Annotated in this window: 18 protein-coding genes; 8 read left to right on the plus strand and 10 right to left on the minus strand. The window is 62.7% G+C overall.

Annotation, left to right across the window (positions count from 1 at the left end):
• Positions 1-62: 62 nt before the first annotated feature.
• The 5 genes from ETW24_RS21135 to ETW24_RS21155 form a co-directional block, all read right to left on the minus strand.
• Entirely contained in the window at positions 63-302 is a 240-nt protein-coding gene (locus ETW24_RS21135; RefSeq protein WP_129373074.1) for a hypothetical protein, read from the minus strand.
• A gap of 3 nt (positions 303-305) precedes the next feature.
• Entirely contained in the window at positions 306-1,757 is a 1,452-nt protein-coding gene (locus ETW24_RS21140; RefSeq protein ID WP_129373075.1) for an aldehyde dehydrogenase family protein, read from the minus strand.
• Entirely contained in the window at positions 1,754-2,908 is a 1,155-nt protein-coding gene (locus ETW24_RS21145; RefSeq protein ID WP_129373076.1) for an aromatic ring-hydroxylating oxygenase subunit alpha, read from the minus strand. The genes ETW24_RS21140 and ETW24_RS21145 overlap by 4 nt, the downstream gene beginning before the upstream one ends.
• Before the next feature lie 95 nt (positions 2,909-3,003).
• Entirely contained in the window at positions 3,004-3,918 is a 915-nt protein-coding gene (locus ETW24_RS21150; RefSeq protein WP_129373077.1) for a LysR substrate-binding domain-containing protein, read from the minus strand.
• 109 nt (positions 3,919-4,027) lie between these two features.
• The gene (locus ETW24_RS21155) at positions 4,028-4,978 is read right to left on the minus strand and encodes a GlxA family transcriptional regulator (protein WP_129373078.1); all 951 of its coding nucleotides are present in this window, start codon (positions 4,976-4,978) and stop codon (positions 4,028-4,030) included.
• Between the two features lie 247 nt (positions 4,979-5,225).
• Here ETW24_RS21155 and ETW24_RS21160 point away from each other — a divergent pair, with 247 nt between their 5' ends.
• From ETW24_RS21160 to ETW24_RS21175, 4 genes are read left to right on the plus strand one after another with little or no spacing between them, the layout of a single operon-like run.
• Positions 5,226-5,936, plus strand: coding sequence for a GntR family transcriptional regulator (locus ETW24_RS21160; RefSeq protein WP_129373079.1), 711 nt, complete (start codon positions 5,226-5,228; stop codon positions 5,934-5,936).
• 8 nt (positions 5,937-5,944) lie between these two features.
• A complete protein-coding gene (locus ETW24_RS21165; protein ID WP_129373080.1) occupies positions 5,945-6,862 on the plus strand; it encodes a dihydrodipicolinate synthase family protein in 918 nt (305 codons plus the stop codon).
• A gap of 3 nt (positions 6,863-6,865) precedes the next feature.
• Positions 6,866-8,365: an aldehyde dehydrogenase gene (locus tag ETW24_RS21170; protein ID WP_129373081.1), complete on the plus strand. Its 1,500-nt coding sequence runs from the start codon at positions 6,866-6,868 to the stop codon at positions 8,363-8,365.
• Positions 8,362-9,702, plus strand: a complete 1,341-nt coding sequence (locus tag ETW24_RS21175) for an NAD(P)/FAD-dependent oxidoreductase (protein ID WP_129373082.1) — start codon at positions 8,362-8,364, stop codon at positions 9,700-9,702. The genes ETW24_RS21170 and ETW24_RS21175 overlap by 4 nt, the downstream gene beginning before the upstream one ends.
• A gap of 93 nt (positions 9,703-9,795) precedes the next feature.
• On the opposite strand, the gene ETW24_RS21180 is transcribed toward ETW24_RS21175, so the two are convergent.
• The 4 genes from ETW24_RS21180 to ETW24_RS21195 form a co-directional block, all read right to left on the minus strand.
• Complete coding sequence (locus ETW24_RS21180; RefSeq protein WP_129373083.1) at positions 9,796-10,530, minus strand: SDR family NAD(P)-dependent oxidoreductase; 735 nt, start codon at positions 10,528-10,530, stop codon at positions 9,796-9,798.
• Positions 10,527-11,261 (minus strand): SDR family NAD(P)-dependent oxidoreductase, encoded by a 735-nt coding sequence (locus ETW24_RS21185; RefSeq protein ID WP_164982798.1) that lies wholly within the window; start codon positions 11,259-11,261, stop codon positions 10,527-10,529. The genes ETW24_RS21180 and ETW24_RS21185 overlap by 4 nt, the downstream gene beginning before the upstream one ends.
• Positions 11,262-11,275: 14 nt before the next feature.
• Positions 11,276-12,379 (minus strand): mandelate racemase/muconate lactonizing enzyme family protein, encoded by a 1,104-nt coding sequence (locus tag ETW24_RS21190; RefSeq protein ID WP_129373084.1) that lies wholly within the window; start codon positions 12,377-12,379, stop codon positions 11,276-11,278.
• A gap of 65 nt (positions 12,380-12,444) precedes the next feature.
• Positions 12,445-14,001 carry a trimethylamine methyltransferase family protein gene (locus ETW24_RS21195; RefSeq protein ID WP_129373085.1) on the minus strand — a complete coding sequence of 519 codons (1,557 nt, stop codon included), beginning with the start codon at positions 13,999-14,001 and terminating at the stop codon, positions 12,445-12,447.
• Between the two features lie 489 nt (positions 14,002-14,490).
• On the opposite strand from ETW24_RS21195, the gene repA reads away from it, so the two are divergent.
• From repA to repC, 3 genes are all read left to right on the plus strand, one after another.
• Positions 14,491-15,666 (plus strand): plasmid partitioning protein RepA, encoded by a 1,176-nt coding sequence (gene repA / locus ETW24_RS21200; protein ID WP_129373086.1) that lies wholly within the window; start codon positions 14,491-14,493, stop codon positions 15,664-15,666.
• Complete coding sequence (repB, locus tag ETW24_RS21205) at positions 15,666-16,640, plus strand: plasmid partitioning protein RepB (protein ID WP_129373087.1); 975 nt, start codon at positions 15,666-15,668, stop codon at positions 16,638-16,640. The genes repA and repB overlap by 1 nt, the downstream gene beginning before the upstream one ends.
• Positions 16,641-16,822: 182 nt before the next feature.
• Positions 16,823-17,965 carry a plasmid replication protein RepC gene (gene repC / locus ETW24_RS21210; protein ID WP_129373088.1) on the plus strand — a complete coding sequence of 381 codons (1,143 nt, stop codon included), beginning with the start codon at positions 16,823-16,825 and terminating at the stop codon, positions 17,963-17,965.
• Between the two features lie 34 nt (positions 17,966-17,999).
• On the opposite strand, the gene ETW24_RS21215 is transcribed toward repC, so the two are convergent.
• On the minus strand, positions 18,000-18,341 hold the full coding sequence (locus ETW24_RS21215; RefSeq protein ID WP_129373089.1) for a hypothetical protein: 342 nt from the start codon (positions 18,339-18,341) through the stop codon (positions 18,000-18,002).
• Between ETW24_RS21215 and ETW24_RS21220 the strand changes: the two genes are divergently transcribed.
• The gene (locus ETW24_RS21220) at positions 18,340-19,665 is read left to right on the plus strand and encodes an MFS transporter (protein ID WP_129373090.1); all 1,326 of its coding nucleotides are present in this window, start codon (positions 18,340-18,342) and stop codon (positions 19,663-19,665) included. The genes ETW24_RS21215 and ETW24_RS21220 overlap by 2 nt on opposite strands.
• Positions 19,666-19,698: the final 33 nt, after the last annotated feature.

The following is a 19,698-nucleotide window of genomic DNA, read 5'->3' on the forward strand; positions in this document are numbered from 1 at the left end:
GGCCCTCCCCTGCCGGCCAAACAGGCTGCTGTCCCCGTGGGGACAACACCCTGAAACCTGTGTCATAGATCCAGCGGATGCGCCCGGCCCCGCTCCGCCAGGCGGCGGTTCAGTTCCCTGGCTTCCGGCAGACCCGCTTCCAGCGCAAAGACAAATGCGTGGGTCAGGTAGAAGCAGGCGGCGTCGATATTGCCTGCCTCCTCAGCCCTGTCCCCGGCCAGCGTATAGAGCCGCACCAGCTCGGCATTGTCCTTATCTTCATGCGCCTGCAAAAGTGCGCGGTCGAGATCTGCACGCTCCATCCCTCAGCCCTTCAGCGAGATCGCGATGTTCTTGGTGCGCACATAATTATAAAGCGCCTCCAATCCCTTTTCACGACCAAAGCCCGATTTGCCAACGCCGCCGAACGGGGTCGAGATGCCGCCAGCGAACCATTCGTTCACAAACACCTGCCCGGCGCGCAGGCGGTTCGCGACCCGGTGCGCCCGTGCGAGGTCTCGGGTAAAGACGCCGGCCACCAGCCCGAACGCGGTGCCGTTGGCCATGGCGATCGCCTCGGCCTCGGTGTCGAAGGGGGTGAAGCAGGTGACGGGGCCAAAGATCTCTTCCTGCGCGACACGGGACGCGGGATCCACATCCGCCAGAATGGTCGGCGCCATAAAGTAGCCGTCGCGTTCCAGCCGGGCACCGCCAGATGCTGCGCGGGCACCGCTTTGGCGGGCGGTGGCCACCAGTGTTTCGATGCCGTCCAGCTGACGCGCCGAGATCACCGGGGTGAGGCCGGGGTTGTCCAATCCGTGGCCAACGCTGAGACCATTTGCCAGCGCCGCGGCGCGTTCCACCGCCTCGTCATAGATCGAACGGTGCACCAGCACCCGAGACATCGCCGAACACACCTGACCGGCGTTATAGAAGATGCCGCTTTGCAAGCTGGACATCAGCGTGTCGAGGTTGGCATCCTCAAACGCCACAGCCGCGGATTTGCCGCCCAGCTCCATCAGCGCGGGCGTCACCGGATTGGCCGCGGCGCGCAGGATCGCCTGGCCGGTCGGCACCGAGCCGGTAAAGACGATCTGGTCGATTTGGCTGCTTTCCACCAGCCGCGCGCCAAGGTCTGCACCGATGCCGTTCAGAATCGACACTGTCCCCGCGGGGACATCAGCGCGTTCCAATGCGACACCCAGCATCGCCAGCGCCATCGGGTCCAGCTCCGGCGATTTGATGATCACCGAGTTGCCCGCCGCCATCGCAGGCGCCAGCGAGCGTGCGGCAATCGAAACCGGGAAGTTCCAAGGCACGATCTGGGCAGAGACGCCATAAGGCTCATAGACCGTAAAATCAGCGTAATCCGGGCCAAGCGGGATCGACTTGCCTTCGATCTTGTCGGCCATGCCGCCGTAATATTCGAAATACTGCGCGGCTTCTTCGAATTCGTCATGCGCCGCGCTGAGGCTCTTGCCGCTTTCGCGGCACAAAAGCTCTGCGCCCTCACCCGCGATGCCGCGGATTTCCGCTGCAATGCGCTGCATCAGCTGGCCGCGTTTTGCGGGCTTCATGGCCGCCAGATCGCCGCGGTCAAAACTGGCGCGGGCGGCTTCCAGTGCGCGGGCCAGGCTTTCCTCGCCCGCCAGTGCGCAATCAGCCACATGGCGGCCGTTGCCAGGGTCCTCAACGGCGATGCGTTTGCCGCCATCGCCCTCGGCCCAGGCTCCGGCCAGGAAATTCCTGGCCAGACCGTCGTTTAAAAAACGGCTCATGCCGCGCGGCCCTTGGTCACCTGATCGGCCACCCAGGCGTGGAAGTTATGGGTCGGCCCGTCCATCGCGGGCGAGAAACGGCCGCCGTCGAACAGCTCGCCGTGGCGGCCCTTCTGCATGCCCTCGACGACAAAGACGTCTTCCTCGAACACGGTCTTCCACAGTTTGGCGTTCTCATCGCGCAGCTGTTCCAGGTCCGGCGTGTCATCGGCGGATTTGGCGTAATAGAGCTCGATGTGTTCAACGGTGTTTTCGGTGTCGACCGGCTCAAGGATGATCGCAAAGGCATGGTCACGCTGCACACCCAGCAGCACGTTCGGGTAGACGGCCACATATTCGCCGCCCTCGTCCCATTTGCTGCTCAGCCCTTCGAAATCCGGGAACATTGTGCCGTCTTCGCCCTTCATCTGGCGGTAGACCAGGGTGCCCTGGCCAGAATAATGGCCCGGAACCTCGATGTTGTAATGGTCTTCCAGCCGGGAATAGCTGTTCAGCCCCGGATGCACCCAGGGCAGGTGGTAGCTTTCGCAGTAGTTCTCAACCGCCAGTTTCCAGTTGGTTTTGACCTCCAGCTGAAAGCCCGAGGTTTCGCCGCCGTGATGCACCGGGGTCTCAAATTCCTTCCAGCGTTCCAGAAGGCCAGCGTGGGCGTCTTCAAACGCGGGCGCGTTGCCGTCGACATTGGCAAAGATCACGTCGCGCCAGACATAGGAACGGATGCGGACCAGGCCCAGCTCGTCCAGCTTGATGTCTTCATGCTTGTTGTTGCCGGGGCCGCCCACATGCGGGGTTGAGACCAGGCGGCCGTTCAGGCCATAGCACCAGCTGTGATAGGGGCAGCGGATGGCGCCCCGGATCTTGCCGGGTTTTTCAACCAGGATCATGCCGCGGTGGCGGCAAGTGTTCTGAAAAACGCCGACTTCGCCATCATTGTCGCGCACGATCAACAGCGGCATCCCGAGGAAATCCACCGGTTTGGCATAGCCCGGTTCCGGCACATCCTTGCCAAAGCCGATGCCGGACCAATTGGCAAACAGCACCGAGCGTTTCTCTTCGGCAAAGACGGCGGGGTCGATGTAATGGGCGTTCGGCAGGCCGTTGGCCACGTTGACCGGAGCCATCACCGGGGCAAGCGTGTCATGCTTGTTCATCTGGGTCTCTCCAAACCTGAATAAAGATGTGCGCGTTGTGCGCCATTGAAAGGAGAGAGCGGATTCACTCAATATCAGAAAACTTCGCGCTGACCTTAGCTGGATTCATCTGAGGCGTGACTCAGCTCGTCAATCACCCAATTGCGAAGCAACCGGGCGGATTCCGACATTTCCGCATCCGGGCGGCCCACCAGGTGGAACCCGTGCGGGGCGGCCAGCACATGCGGGCCGATCGGCACCAGCTGGCCCGTGGTCAGCAAGGGGTTCAGCAGGCGCTGCCACCCCAGCGCCAGCCCGGTTCCGTCCTGCGCGGCCTGCAGCGCGACCGAGTAGTTGTTGACCCGCACCCCTGGCGCGATGGGGCCGTCATAGCCCTGCTGCTGGAACCAGTCGGCCCAGGTGGTCCAGCTTTTGTCGTCGGATTCCAGATGCAGCAGCCGCTGCTGCGCCAGTTCCTCCAGCGGGCAGCCGGTCAGCTTTTCAGCCAGTTCCCGGTTGCCCACCGGCACCAGGTGGTCGCGGTACAACTCGGTCTGTTGCAGCCTGGTGTCGCGCTCGCGCCCGTAGCGGATGTAGAAATCCACGTCGGGCATACTGCGCAAGGGCCGGTCGTTGACGATTTGGTTGACGTTCACATCCGGGTGCCGGCGCCAGAACCGCACCACCGACGGCGACAGCCACAATGAGGCCACCGCAGAGGTGGAACCGATGGTCACTGTGTCGCCGGTATGGCGGTCGCGGATGGTTTTCAGGCTAAGCGAGATCTTGGAAAACGAGGTCGCCAGCGTATCAAACAACGCCTCGCCTTCCTCAGTCAGCTCGACTCCGCGGTGCTTGCGCTGAAACAGCGGCACCTGCAGTTCGGCCTCCAGCGCCTTGACCTGATGGCTGACGGCGCCGGGGGTGACGGACAGCTCCTGCGCGGCATTCTTAAAGCTGAGATGCCGGGCGGCGGCCTCAAACGCGGCCAGGGTGGTCAGCGGCGGCAGGCTGTAATGGCGGCGGGACATCTGCGGCTCCTGGCATGCGGCTCGGATGAGAGGGCTTCATTTCAATATGGGAAATACGCCTTTGATTACCAGCACGGAATTTGCGGACGCGCGCGCTGTTCCGGTGCGCCTAGTCGATCCGGCCCCGTTGCAGCATTGGCGTCACGTTAAAGGCAGCCTTGTACACCCTTGAGAAATGGCCGGGGCTGTCAAACCCGCAGGACAACGCCACCTCGGTCACCGAAGATTCGGTCTGGATCAACAGATTGCGGGCGCGCTCCAACCGCATCTCCATTGAATATTTCTTGGGCGAGGTGTTCAGGTATTTGCCGAACAGCCGTTCCAGCTGGCGGGTGGAGATGCCGATATCCTCGGCAATCAGCGCAGGCGAGATGGGATCGCTGATATGGTCGTGCATCATCTGGATCGCCCGCGCCAGATGCCGGTTGCGCATGCCGTTGCGCGATTGCAGCGAAACCTTCTGCTCGGCAGTTGCATTGCGCACCGCGTTGTAAACCATCTGATCCGCCACCGCGACCGCCAGGTCATAGCCGTGATCGCGTTCGATCAGGTGCAGCATCAGATCCGCTGTGGCGGTGCCGCCCGAGGCGGTCATGTGCTTTTCATCGGCCACAAAGACGCTGCGCACCAGGTTCACCTCCGGAAAGCCCTCCATGAAACTGTCGTGGTATTCCCAGTGGATTGCCGCCTGCATGCCGTTGAGAAACCCGGCTTCAGCCAGCACCCAGGCGCCGGAACACAGGGCGCCGATCCGCGTACCGCGCGCCCGTTCGCGCCGCAACGCTGCCAGCAGCGGCTTGGTCACATGGTTGCGCATATGGATGCCGGACAGGGCAAACAGCTGGCGGCATTTCGGGATCGCATCAAAGCCGTAATGCACCAGCGTCACCGAGCCATTGGAACAGGTCGCGGTCTCGCCGTTCTCTGATCCGAACGACCAGTCATACAAGTCCTGCCCGCTGACCAGATTGGCAATACGCAAGGGCTCCACCGCGCAGGAAAAGGCGAGATGCGAGAATTCCTCGACCAGAAGAAAGGCAAAATGCTGGGTGTTGGACATGGTGTGACCGCCTGACAAAAACCGCGCGGGACCGCCCTGTGCAACACAGCCCTGCGGTCCGGGCAGGCTACGCCCCCTGCCCCGTCCGCCGCAAGCTGCTGCACAGCGCAAAGCGCCCGCAAACTGCACACATCATATTTTTTCCGTGTACACAATATGTATTTTTTCTGTACAGGGCGCATATAGTCATGACATAGAGACTGCGACCCGACGAATCCCACCCGCAACAGCGGCAGGAGAGAGATCCATGAAAGACGCCTCCAAGACCCGTAAGGCCGAGCTGCACAGCCGTCTCAAGGCGGCCATCATGACGCTGGAGCTGCGCCCGGGCGCCGATCTGGACGAGGCGAAACTGTCCGAGGATACCGGCCTGTCGCGCACGCCTTTGCGCGAAGTGCTGCGCCAGCTGGCAGGCGAAGGCTATGTGGATCTGCGCGAAAACCGCGGTGCCCGGGTCAGCGAGATGTCGCATATGACCCTGCGCGATTTCTTCCTGGCGGCGCCAATGATCTATGGCGCGGTGCTGCAACTGGCGGCGAAACACGCAACGCCCGCCCAGATCGAGGTGCTGAAGGCCGCGCAGGAGGATTTCAAAGCCGCCCTGCGCAGCGGCTCCAGCGCCGAGCGGGCGATGGCCAACAACCGTTTCCACGAAGTGACCGGCGAGATGGCCGACAACATCTATCTGCTGCCCTCGTTTCAGCGGCTGCTGATTGATCACGCCCGTATTTCGATGACCTTTTACCGGCCGCAAAGCCCCGAGATGGCTGAAAACGTCTCGGAAGCCAGCGCCCAGCATGACGCCATCATCACCGCGATTGAGACGGGCGACGAGGCGGCGGCGGCGCAGCTGGCGATTGATCACTGGAACCTGTCACGCGACCGGATTGAACTGTTTGTCATGCCCGCCGGGCTGGACGTGCCGCTGGGCACGGTCGCACGCAAAACCCCTGCATAGAGGACAAAATGACCCCAATATTCCGCTTTGAAGGGATCTACACCCCTGTGGTGACGCCCTATCACGAGGACGGCAGCGTCAATTGGGACGCGCAGGCCGAGGTGATCGAATACCTGGTTGAAAACGGCGTGCATGGCCTGATCTCCGGCGGCTCGACCGGTGAAAACTATGCCCAGACCGTCGAGGAACGGCTGGAGCTGGCAAAGTTCACCCATGAGCAGCTCAAGGGCCGGCTGCCGCTGGTTGTCGGCACCGGCGCGATGCTGACCGGCGACTCCGTGGCGCTGGCCGCGGGTGCCCGCGACATCGGCGCCGACAGTATCCTCTTGGCCTCGCCCCCCTATTCGGTACCGACCGACCGCGAAAACGCGCTGAATGCGCTGGCCATCGACAAGGCTGCTGATCTGCCGGTGATGCTGTACAATTACCCGCACCGCACCGGCACCATGATGGGCGAGGAGTTCCTGGACCGGGTCGGGCGCAGCCGCAATTTCTGCGGCATCAAGGAAAGCTCGGGCGATATCAACCGGGTGCACCTGCTGGCCCGCGACTATCCGCATATCCAGCTGGGCTGCGGCATGGATGATCAGGCGCTGGAATTCTTTGCCTGGGGCGCGCCGTTCTGGGTCTGCGGCGGATCGAACTTCCTGCCGGCCGAACATGTGGCGCTGTATAACGCCTGCGTGGTGGAGGGCAATTACACCAAGGGCCGCCGCATCATGTCGGCGATGATGCCCTTGATGCATGTGCTGGAGCAGGGCGGCAAGTTCATCCAGACCATCAAACACGGCGTCACCCTGAACGGCATCGCAGCCGGTGCCATGCGTGCTCCGCTGAAAGGGCTGAACAAGGACGACAAACGCGCATTGGAACAGGTTGTGCGGGTGCTGAAACAGAAAATTGCCGACATTCAGGCGGAGGGCTGAGCCATGACATTGCTGACCCAGGACGAATACACATCCATCGCCGCAGGGCTGGCCCTGCCCACTGGTGCCTTCATCGACGGTAAATTCCGCCCGGCAGCTTCGGGAAACACCTTTGAAACGGTGAACCCGGCCACTGGAGTGAAACTCGCCGATATTGCCGCCTGCAGCGCCGAGGATGTTGATTTCGCGGTTGAAAAATCCCGCGAAGCCTTTGACGACGGGCGCTGGTCCCGCCTGCACCCGTCTGAGCGCAAGGACGTGCTGATCCGGCTGGCCAAGCTGATGACCCGCAACGCGCGTGAACTGGCGGTGATGGAGAGCATCGACAGCGGCAAAACCATCTATGACTGCGAAACCGTTGATGTGCCGGAGACCATCCACTGCATCAAATGGCACGCCGAGGCGATCGACAAGATCTACGACCAGGTATCGCCTGCCTCGGATGATCACATCGCCATGGTGGTGCGCGAACCCATCGGCGTGGTCGGCCTGGTGCTGCCGTGGAATTTTCCGCTCTTGATGCTGGCGTGGAAGATCGGCCCGGCGCTGGCGGCGGGCTGCTCGGTTGTGGTGAAGCCTGCGGCGGAGACCACCCTGACCGCCCTGAGGGTGGCGGAACTGGCGATGGAAGCCGGCCTGCCCCGCGGTGTCTTGAACATTGTTCCCGGCGGCGGCGCCAACGTGGGCGAGCCCATCGGGCGGCATATGGATATCGACATGGTGTCCTTCACCGGCTCCACCGTGACCGGCAAGCGGTTCCTGTCCTATTCGGCCGAAAGCAACGCCAAGGAAGTGGTGCTGGAGATGGGCGGCAAGAACCCCGCCATCGTGATGGACGACGCCGAAAACCTGGACCGGGTTGCCGCCCATGTGGTGAACGGCGCGTTTTGGAACATGGGCGAGAATTGCTCGGCCTCCTCGCGGCTGATCGTGCATAAGGACGTGAAGGCCGAGCTTTTGGAGCGGATTGCGCATCACGCCAAGCAGTGGAACATCGGTGATCCGCTGGACCCGGAGGTCCGCATGGGCGCGCTGGTCTCACCCGCGCATTTCGACAAGGTCTGCGGCTATCTGGAGCAGGCGGAAAACGTGGTTCTGGGCGGCAAATCGCATGATGGCGCCTTTGTCGAACCCACGGTGGTTGAAGTGCCCGGCAATGATGCGGTGCTGGCGCGCGAAGAGATTTTCGGCCCCGTCCTGTCGGTGATCGAAGTCACTGGCTTTGACGAGGCTATCCGGATCGCCAATGACACCGACTATGGCCTCTGTGCGTCGATCTTCACCGCCAATGCCAAACGCGCCATCCGCGGCGCGCGGGCTATCCGGGCGGGCACGGTGACGGTGAACAGCTTTGGCGAGGGTGACATCTCCACGCCATTTGGCGGCTACAAGCAGTCGGGTTTTGGCGGCCGCGACAACTCGGTCCATGCCCATGACCAGTACACCCAGCTGAAAACCATCTGGATTGATCTGGCCGACGACGCAGATGAGGCCGTGGATTGAGCACCTACACCGCCAAACGCCTGCCCCGGCAGACCGCAGCGGCGGGATGGAATGCCATCCTGCCGCCGCAAGATCCGCTGCCGGTGCTGGACCAGGATCTGACCGCCGATGTGACCATCATCGGCGGCGGATTTGCCGGACTGTCGGCGGCCCGGCGCCTGCATCAGCTGGACCCGTCCCTGACGGTCGCGGTACTGGAAGCCGGGCAATTCGCCGAAGGCTCTGCCGGACGCAATTCCGGCTTTATGATCGACCTGCCGCATGATCTGGCCTCGGACAATTACGCCGGCGACGCGTTGGAGGCCGACCGCGCCGCCATTGCCCTGAACCGCCAGGCCATCGCGTTTGCCAAGGGCATCGCCGAAGACTGTGCGCTGCCGCAGGAGATCTTTGATCCCGCCGGTAAAATCAACGCCGCCGCCACCCGTGCAGGCGATCGGCACAACCGCGACTTTGCCGCCCATCTGGAGCGGCTGGGCGAGCCGCATACGCTCTACTCGCAAACGGAAATGCAGGCGCTGACAGGCAGCCCGCATTACACCTCCGGCCTTTATGCGCCGGGTACGGTGATGATCCAGCCCGCGGGCTATATCAGGGCCTTGTCGGCACATCTGGCCAGGCAAATCAGCGTCTTTGAAAACACCCCCGCCACGGGGTTCGAAAAACAGGGCAGAGGCTGGCTGGTTTCCACCCCCAAGGGCCGCATCAGCACCGGCAGGATTATCCTGGCCAACAACGGCCATCTGGAAAGCTTCGGCTTTTACCAGCGCCGCCTGATGCATATCTGCCTATATGCCTCGATGACCAAACGCCTGACACCGGAACAGATCACCCGGCTGGGCGGCGAAGCGCGCTGGTCGGTGACGCCATCGGACCCGGTCGGCACCTCGGTGCGGCGAATTTCCGGCTCATACGGCGACCGCATCCTGATCCGCACCTGCGCCAGTTTTCACCCCACGATTGAGACCAGCCGGATGCGCCTGCGCAATGCCGGCTGGGTGCATGACCGCAAGTTCCGCGAACGCTTCCCGCATCTGGGGGATGTGCAGATGGAGCACCGCTGGGCCGGGATGCTGTGCCTCAGCCGCAACGGGTCTGCGGCGTTTGGCGAGCTGGAACAGGGTGTCTTTTCCGCCTGCTGCCAGAACGGCCTTGGCATTGCCCGCGGCACCCAGCAGGGGATGGGGGCGGCTGAACTGCTGCTGCAGGGCGGATCGGAGATTGCCAGCCATTTTCTAGCCCAGCCGGAGCCGCCGAGGCTGCCGCCGGAACCCTTTGCCTCGCTTGGGGCGAACACCTATCTGATGTGGAAGGAATGGCGGTCCGGGAAGGAATAAGGCGTTGGGGGCGCTGCCCCCGGCCTGCGGCCTCCCCCGGAGTATTTTTGCAAAGATGAAGCGGGGCCGGGCCTTGAAGGTCCGGCTGTTGGTTCAAGGCAGGCTCAGCTTGGCCATTCGCCCGCCGTCAACGGTATAGACCTGGCCGGTGATGAAGCCCGCGTCGTCTGATGCCAGGAAAGCCACCAGCGCCGCCACTTCTTGCGGCTTGCCGGTGCGGGCCACCGGGTGGATGCCGGCGATATCGCGGCGGAAGGCCTCCGGATCGGGCATGGCGCCGATGAAATCGAGGTTCAGCTCGGTGTCGATCCAGCCCGGCGCCACCGCGTTGCAGCGGATGCCTTCCGCTCCGTGATCCACCGCCACCGCGCGGGTGAGGCCATGCAGCCCGGCCTTGGAGGCGCAATAGGCGGCGTGGCCGGGGTTGCTGCCCAGGCCTTCGATGGATCCGGTGTTGACGATACTGCCCTTGGATTTGCGCAGATGCGGCAGGGCGGCCTGGATCATCAGGAAGGGTGCCGTCAGGTTCACGGTCAAATTGCGTTGCCAGTCGGCGAGGGTCATGTCCTCGACCCGGGCCTCCTGCATCATGCCGGCGTTGTTGACCAGCACATCAAGGCGCCCTGCCCTGTTGACGGCCTCGGCGATGACCTGCGCCGGGCTGTCCGGTTCGGTGAAATCGGCGGCGATGCCCTCAAAATTTGCATCCGTGCCGCGCTGCGCAGTGAAGACGCGGGCGCCCTCGTCGCGCAGACGGTGGGCGATGGCCTGGCCGATACCGCTGCGGCCGCCGGTGACCAGCGCAACCTTGCCTTCAAACCGGCTCATGACACCGGTTTCCCGCCGTTCACCTCAACCAGCGCGCCGCACATGTAGCGGGCGGCGTCCGAGGCGAGGAACAGCACCACATCGGCGATATCCTCGGGCTCGGCAATCCGGCCCAGCGGCACCGATTTGCCCAGCTCGGCCACTGCCGAGTCCGGGTCAAAGCCGCGTTTGGCAAAGCCCGAACGCAGCATCGGCGTGTTCACCTCGTTCGGGCAGACCGCGTTGATGCGGATGCCCTGATGCGCATGGTCCATCCCCATGCATTGGGTCAGCGAGGCAATTGCCGCCTTGGTCATGCAGTAAAGCGCGTGGTTCAGCCCCGGAGCCTTGCCGCCCCAGCAGGACGCGGTGTTGACGATGGCGCCGCCGCCGGTTTCAGCCATCAGCGGGATTGCGGCGCGGCAGATGCGGAACGGCGCCTGCACATTGACGCCCATCGACAGGTCCCAGTCGGCATCCGAGGTCTCTGTCACCGGGCCGCGGGTGATGACGCCGGCGTTGTTGATAACAATATCCAGCCCGCCAAGCGCCTCTGCGGTGGCCAGCGGCAGGGTGTTGGCATAATCCGCGTCCAGCAGATCGCCGGGCAGATGCGCTTCGGCCTCAATACCGCTGGTGTCGCGGTCGGCAACCGCCACCTTGACGCCAGCGGCGCGCAGGCGTTCCACGATGGAGGCACCGATGCCCCCTGCTGCGCCGGTGACCAGCGCGCATTTTCCCTGAAATTCCATAATTCTGTCTCCAATCAAAAGGATGCCACCGGCGCGCCGAACAGGCTCTCGTCCGGGGTGATGCCCAGGCCGGGACCTTGCGGGACGCTGATATGGCCACCCTCGATGCGGATACCGTTTTCCGCGTCGTAGTTGCCCTCGATATAGGGGGCCGCCAGCCAGACACCCTCCAGCAGGTCCGGCTTAACGGTGGCGCCGATATGGGTGCAGGCCGCCGCAATGATATCGCCGCCCCAGCTGTCGTCGCAGGTGTGCGGCAGGTTGCGCGCCTCGCAGATGTCGCGGAAGGCGCGCATCGGCTGCAGGCCGCCAATCCGTGTCACCTTCATGCCGAACCCATCGACCAGCCCGGTGCCGGCGGCAGTGATCACCGTGTTCAGGCTGGTGCTGTTTTCATCCATGTAGAGGCCGTGGGTTATCTGCGGGCGGATTTTCTGCAGATCTTCCAACGTGTTGCAGGGCTGCTCCATGATAAAGGGGATCTCAGGGCATTCGCGGCTGACGCGCAGCGCATCCCGCGTGGTCCAGCCGCGGTTGCCGTCCACCGCCAGCCGCATGCCGGAACCGCCAATCTGTTCCCAGACCTTGCGAATGGTCTCAATGTCCAGTTCCACAGGCCGTCCGCCGACCTTGACCTGCAGGCGGGGATAGCCCTCGGCCAGTTTCCCGGCAGCCAGCCGCGCGATATCATCGGGCGCGCCGACGCCGGTGGCATAGTAGGAGGGCACGCGGTCGGTGAACGCACCGCCCAAAAGGGTTGAGACGCTGACGCCGAACTGCTTGCCCAAGAGATCATGCGCAGCGATGTCGATGGCGGCCTTGGCGTAATTGTGTCCGTTCAGCAGCCCGTCCATGCGCCGGTGCAGGGTCACGGGTGCGATTTCGGCGCCGATCAGCCCCTCTGCCATCGCGGCCAGCGCTGCGCGGGCGCCGCCGGCGTGGGATTCGGCGTAAGTGGGGCCAACCGGACAGGTCTCGCCCCAGCCTTCCAACCCGTTGTCCGCCACCAGCTTCACCAGCGTTGTGTCCAGCGACCAAACCGCGGCGTTGGCCATGGTGTAGGGGCCGTTTTTCACCGGCAGATCGTGCTGATAAATATGGATTTCCGCGATTTTCATATGCTTGCCCTGTTGGAAAAAAGGCCCGCCCGCTAATCGCCGGGGCGGGCCAGTCGGGGGAAAGGTCAGTAGCTTTGGTTCAGCTCATCCGCAGCGGGGATTTCGCGTTCGCGCCGGGCGATGTAGTCCAGCAATTCTTCGTTCCTGGCCTCGTCCAGCTTCGGCTCCTGGTATTCCGACAGCAGCTTCTTGGCACGGGTCAGGGCGCGTTCGGTGATCTCAACCCCGCCTTCGGCCTGCCATTGCTCGATCGAGTTGTTGTCGAACATCTCCGGCATAAAAAACGCCTCCTGGAAATTCTCCTGGGTATGCGGATGGCCCAGATAATGGCCGCCCGGCCCGACATCCGGCACCGCCGACAGCGCCTGATCAAAGTCATGCCATTTCGGCCCCTCTGCCATCCGGTAGGCCATCGCGCATTGCTCGGCATCGACGATGAACTTGGCGACGGAACAATGCATCCCGGCCTCGTTCCAGCCCGCCGAATGCCAGATATAGTTGGCGCCGGCATGCATCACCGCCTGCAGTGTGGTGGCGCTCTCATAGCCCGCCTGCGCGTCGAACGTCTTGGCCCCGCCCAGCGTGTTGGAGGTCCGCCACGGCACGCCATAGTAGCGCGCCATCTGGCCGATCATGAAGTTCATCAGGCTGATTTCCGGCGTCCCCGCCATCGGCGCGCCGGACTTCATGCTGACGGTCGACAGGTAATGGCCATAGATCGCAGGCGCGCCCTTGCGGATCACCTGGGTATAGGCCAGCGCGCTCAGCGCCTCGGCATTCAGCTGCGCCACGGTGGCGGGGACCGAGGCAGGCGTATTGGCGCCGCCCAGCACAAACGGCGAGCACAGCACCGGCTGGTTGCGGCGGCAATAGGCGCGCATTGCGCCCAGCATGGTTTCGTCCCAGACCAGCGGCGAGTTGCCGTTGCAATTGCCGGTCACCACCGGGTGGCTGTCGATGAAATCCGCGCCGAACAGGATCGCGCACATGTCCAGCACATCCTCGGCGTTCTTAGGCGAAGTGGTCATGCCCATGAACGTCTTGTCGGAATATTTCATCGACGAATAGGTGATCCGCAGATGCCGCTGGCTGATCGGGTGATCATAGGGCTCCACGATGTGATGCGCCGAGGAGTGCAAGGACGGCATCATATGCGCCAGCTTGTGGAACATCGCCAGGTCGTCCATCATCGGGTTGCGGCGCACGTCGTCCAGATCGCGCAGGAACGGCGCGCCGGTCATCGGGATGAACATCGAATGCTTGCCGCCCAGGCGCAGGTTCTTTTGCGGATCGCGCGCGTGATAGGTAAAGTCGCTGGGGATTGTCGCAATCAGCTCCCGCACCAATCCGCGGTCCAGATAGACCAGCTCGCCCTCGACCTTGGCGCCGGCGCGCTTCCAGTCTTCCAGCGCAATCGGATCGCGGAACTGGACGCCCACGTTTTCCAGAATATCCATCGAGGCGTTGTCGATCATCTCGACTTGGGCGCCATCCATCACCTCGCACAGGGGGATATTGCGGGTCAGGCCCGGGAGCATGTCGAATTTCGGGGCGGTGCGCAGGGCGCGGCGGGCGGTGCGGCCGCCCGAGCGCGAACGGGTCGCAGTGGCTTGCTCAGTCATGGCAGGGGTCTCCTTTGACGGAGAGTTTTTCTGAAATTTCCGGGCTTCACCTGCAGGATTACGAAATGCGATTGCAAAAACCGACACTCCGCCCGGCGGAAGCGGCCAGGGGGCTGCTGCCTTGCTTTGCGGCGGATTCTCCGACCCTGTCAGACCTCAAATCAGACCCTAAGTAACGCCTGTTCGGGCAAAAACCGGGGGAATCCCCGATCTGCCGCGACTCAGCCTATGCGCCATCTACGGATCATCTACAAAGAGGGCCGGAAAATGCGCTTTTCCCGACCGCGCCTGGCAGAACTTGATTTAAATGTTTTATTTCAATACATTACCCATCACTTACGGACAAAGCCGGCCTTCGGTCAGAAACCCCGGACATCCGCCTGCAACCTGTAAATGAAGGAATCTATTGCAAAACACTGTGCGCATTGCGTATAGAAACGATAAATAAAGCGCTGACGCAAAACAGCGTTACTATCGAGAGGGCAGCAGTTGGCAGTAGCACTCCACATCAATCAGCGAATCCGCGAAAACGCGGAAAGCCTCAGTGCGGCTCTCGAAAGCCACATGCTGGCGAGTTTCGCGCCGGATGCAAGGAAGGAATTGCGTCTGTTCAGCGCCGGCGAAGCGGCGGAAATGCTGGGCATTTCCTCCAGTTTCCTGCGCAAGCTGCATTTTGACGGCAAACTGCCCGAGGTGCACACCACGCCGGGCGGGCGGCGCCACTATTCCGCCGCTGATCTGCTGGAAATGCGCAAGATCCTGGATGCCGCGGCCAAAACGCCCGGCACCTATCTGCGCGGCCGCCGCGACGGCGACAAGGTGCAGGTGCTGTCCTTCCTGAACTTCAAGGGCGGCTCGGGCAAGACCACCTCGTCCATCCACACCGCCCAGCGGCTGGCGCTGAAAGGCTACCGGGTGCTGGCAGTGGATATCGACCCGCAGGCGTCTTTGACGACGCTTTTCGGCTATCGGCCCGAGGTCGATTTCCTTGAAACAGGGACGATTTATGACGCAATCCGCTATGAAGACCCCCTGCCCCTGCGCCAGATCATCCAGCAGACTTACTTCAGCGGTCTGGATCTGGCCCCCGGCGGGCTGATCCTGCAGGAATTCGAGCATGAGACGCCTCAAGCCCTTTTGAACAACGTTCAACCAGCGTTTTTCTCGCGCATGGCCGCAGCATTGCAGGAGGTCGAGAAGGATTACGACGTGATCATCTTCGACTGCCCGCCGCAGCTGGGCTACCTGACCATGTCGGCGCTCTGTGCCTCGACCGGCGTGATCATCACCGTGGTGCCGAACATGCTCGACATCGCGTCGATGTCGCAGTTCCTGCAGATGTCAGCCGAACTGCTGGATGTTGTGTCTAATGCGGGCGCCGCGCTGGAGTTTGATTTTCTGCGCTTCCTGATCAACCGGTACGAACCCAACGACGGACCGCAGCAACAGGTGGTTGCCTTCATGCGGCAGCTGTTCGGCGAAGAAGTCATGGTGGCCCCGATGCTGAAATCCACCGCGATTTCCGACGCAGGACTGACCCAGCAGACCGTTTACGAGGTGGAAAGATCCCAGTTTCACAGGTCAACCTATGACCGTGCGGTCGATTCACTGAATCAAGTTAACGATGAAATAGAATCGCTCCTTCAACACGCATGGAGGCGTTGATGGCACGCAAAGGCATTCTCAGCACGGCCCTGAACACCCCCGCAGCATCCGCTGGCGGGCCGAAACCCAAAATGATGCCGCGCGGCGCCGTCGGGGCGCTGCAGTCCTCGCTCAGCAAGCTGCAGGAAAGCGCGGTGCAGGAGATCGACACCGCGCTGATCGACGATGCGGGCTATGAGGACCGCCTGGGCATGGACGGGGCGGCTTTCAACCAGTTGAAGGACAGCCTGCAGACCTATGGCCAGCAGGTGCCGGTGCTGCTGCGCCCGCATCCCAAGACACAGGGGCGGTTCGAAATCGTCTATGGCCGCCGCCGCCTGAAGGCGCTGCGCGAGCTGGGCCAGCCGGTCAAGGCGATGGTGCGGCAGCTGGATGATCATGCGCTGGTGATGGCCCAGGGCCAGGAAAACACCTCGCGCCAGGACCTCAGTTTCATTGAAAAGGCCGCCTTTGCGGCGCAGTTGCAGGCGGATGGCTATGGACGGCAGACAATTGCCGCCGCACTGTCGATCGACCTGCCGATGGTGTCGCGGATGCTCAAGGTCGGCACGGCCTTTGATTTGCCGTTCCTGCGGACGATCGGCTCAGCCCCCGGCATTGGCCGCGACCGCTGGATGATGCTGGTTAAGCTGTTCGACGATCCACCGGCACGGACCCGGGCCATCACCCGGACGAACCGGCCCGACTTTACGACCTATGACTCTGACGGGCGGTTCGAGGCGGTTCTGAAACATGCCCGGAACGTGCCGCAAGAACCCGAACCGGCCCCTGCCCCGCCGAAAGTCCGCGCCCTGCCCGGCAACGGCGGCGCTGAGGTGGCAGGCATTAAAACCACCGCCAAAGGTATTACCCTGACGATCTCTGCCAAGGACACGCCCGGCTTTGACACCTGGTTCGACGCCCATGCAGAAGAGATCATGGAAGAGCTTCACGGCCGCTGGCAGCAAGACCAGCCCGAGCAGCCGGAAGACTGAGCAAGAGCAGAAACACTAAGGACAGGAGGCACGTAAGCAGGCAAAAGAAAAGCCCCCCAGGACATTACATCCCAGAAGGCCGTTCTCAGATTTAGCACCTTTGGAATAGCCCTTCAGACTCGTCACTGTCAACTCCATGCGCTGTATGGGGGCGGGAATTCTTTGTCTTTCGTGAAATTAACATGGAACAGACGTCCCAAATCGCATTTGGGCGGCAGGATCCGTGCGGCCGGCTGGCGGGAACTCACGACAAGTGGGACCTTCTGGCTGCGCTGACGCATGCCGCCGCGGAATTTGAACTGAGCCACCGCACCCTAAGTGTGCTGAAGGCCCTGCTGACCTTTTTCCCCGACCGGGCGCTGCCTGCGGAACCGGGCAGCGCCATCGTGTTCCCGTCAAACCGCAAACTGATGGAGCGGCTGAACGGGATGCCCGAAAGCACCCTGCGCCGCCATCTGGCCGCCCTCACCAGGCTGGGTATTGTCAGCCGGAAGAACAGCCCCAACCGCAAACGCTATGCCCGCCGCAGCGGCAGTGACATGCCGCTGGCCTTTGGCTTTGATCTGTCCCCCCTCGCCTGCCACGCCAGCCGGATCTTTGACGCAGCACTGGATGCCAAGGCCCGTGCCGAGCATCTGGCGGTTCTGCGCGACCGGGTAGCCGTGCTGCGGCAAGACCTGCTGGAACTGGCTGATGGCACGGCAGAGGCGCTGCTGGAGGCCGTGCGCAAACTGCTGCGCCGTAAACCCTGCGAGGCCGAATTGACCCAAGCGGCAGACGCTCTGCGCAGGGAAATTGCCAGCCGTACACCCGAAGAAAGCCCACCGGTCCCCAATCTGCCTGCACCCGTTTTGAGCGGCCCCGGCGACCAGAATGAGCGGCACATACAGGATTCAATAAAAAAAGATTCTGACTCTGAAGAGGCGCAGACCAAACCGCTTTCAAATCAGACGCAAAGGTCAAACGCAAAAGACAGCACAGCAGAGAAAAACAGTGAGCTGGCGACCCTCCGTCGTGCCTGCCCCGAAGTGCAAACCTACTTCCCCGGCAGTCTGCGCAACTGGCAGGATGCTGATCGCATAGCCGAGAATCTTTCACCGATGATCGGCATCGACATGCCTGTCCTCAGCGACGCCCGCGCAGCGATGGGCCGTCAGGAGGCGGCTACTGCAGTGATGTGCATCCTGGAAAAGCTCGGGACCATCCGCAGCCCAGGCGCCTATCTGCGGCGGCTGGCACAGAAGGCGCGTACGGGTCAGTTTTCTACCGCGCCGATGCTGAATGCGCTGTTGCAGGCAAGCCATCGCAGAGAAATTGTCAGCTGACAATTTTGGTGCCCGTAGGGTTTTCTTTGTGTGCTCAGGCCCGGATTTGATCTCCCTCTGCTGCAGAAGCTCTGCCGGACAGCCTGGCAGAGAATAGCTTGCATCCGTGCCTCAGAGCAAAATTGTCAGCTGACAATTTTTGCCCACCGCAGGAATTCACGGCGAGGCAGGCTGCGGGATGTTTCCAGGCATAGAAGGACCGCATGGCAATCCGGCCCCATTTTTTTCCGGCGCCGGCCCGGGCATCATTGCAGAAATTGTCAGCTGACAATTTCTCATTTGCCGCACTGATACGGCCAATCAATCCATTGCCTTCGCCACCGCAGGAAGGCCACAGTGAGGGGATCTTCAAAGCGAAAGGAACCCGCCGCTCCATGCTCTCTATCCTGCGCAACCGGACTTACCGGCATCTATTCCTGGCCCAGATTGTGGCGTTGACCGGCACCGGCCTTGCCACTGTCGCGTTGGGGCTGCTGGCCTATGATCTGGCCGGAGACCGCGCCGGGCTGGTGCTGGGCACAGCACTCACCATCAAGATGGTGGCCTATGTCACTGTTGCCCCCATCGCAGCCGCCTGGGCCGAACAAGTGAACCGGCGAAAGATGCTGATCACACTGGACCTGCTGCGGATGGCAGTTGCGGTTTGCCTGCCGTTTGTCTCTGAAGTCTGGCAAGTCTATGTGCTGATCTTTGTGCTGCAGTCGGCCTCTGCCGGATTCACGCCTGCGTTCCAGGCCTCGATCCCCGATGTGCTGTCAGAGGAGAAGGACTATACGCAGGCGCTGTCCCTGTCGCGGATGGCCTATGAGCTGGAGAGCCTGGTCAGTCCGATGCTGGCAGCGGCACTGCTGGTTCTGGTGAGTTTCTCGACACTGTTCTGGGGCACTGCCGCGGGGTTTGCGGGATCTGCGCTGCTGCTGCTGTCGGTCACCCTGCCGTCGCCCGCGCCGAAAGCGCCCCGGCCGGTCTGGCAGCGCACCACCCGCGGTATCCGGAACTATCTGCGGACACCCCGGCTGCGCGGGTTGCTGGCATTGAATTGGGTGGTATCGGCGATGGCGGCGATGGTGCTGGTGAACACAGTGGTGCTGGTGCGGGCAAGCCTGGGGCAGGGCGAAAGCGCGGTTGCCTTGGCGCTGGCCGCCTTTGGCGGCGGTTCAATGCTGGCGGCCATGCTGCTGCCGCGTCTGCTGGAGCGGGTCCCCGACCGGACGGTGATGCTGGCGGGCGGCGCCCTGGGCAGTGCCGCACTTGCGGTGCTGTCGCTCAGCCTTTTTGCTGCGCCGCTGGGGTTTGCACGGCTGGCAATTGCCTGGGCCGTTATCGGCGTGGGATACTCAGCCGTGCTGACGCCCACGGGGCGGTTGCTGGCACGCTCGGCCCATGCGGCGGACCGGCCTGCGATCTTTGCCGCGCAGTTCACACTGTCGCATGCCTGCTGGCTGCTGTTCTACCCGCTGTCGGCCTGGCTGATGGCCGCCTGGGGCGGGGGAGCGGCGATGCTGGCCTTGGCTCTGCTGGCAACCGCGGGGCTGATCGCCGCGCACTTCCTGTGGCCCAAGGACAGCGCATCCCCCGTTGCGCACAGCCACCCTGATCTGCCGCCGGACCATCCGCATCTGCAGGGCGGCCACCCGCATGCGCATCCGGTTATTATCGACGATCTGCACCCGCGGATCCCGCAGCAAGCGGGTAGATAGGACAGGAGAGCTGCCCCATTTTATGACTAGACA

The organism is Leisingera sp. NJS204 (assembly GCF_004123675.1).
GTDB lineage: Bacteria > Pseudomonadota > Alphaproteobacteria > Rhodobacterales > Rhodobacteraceae > Leisingera.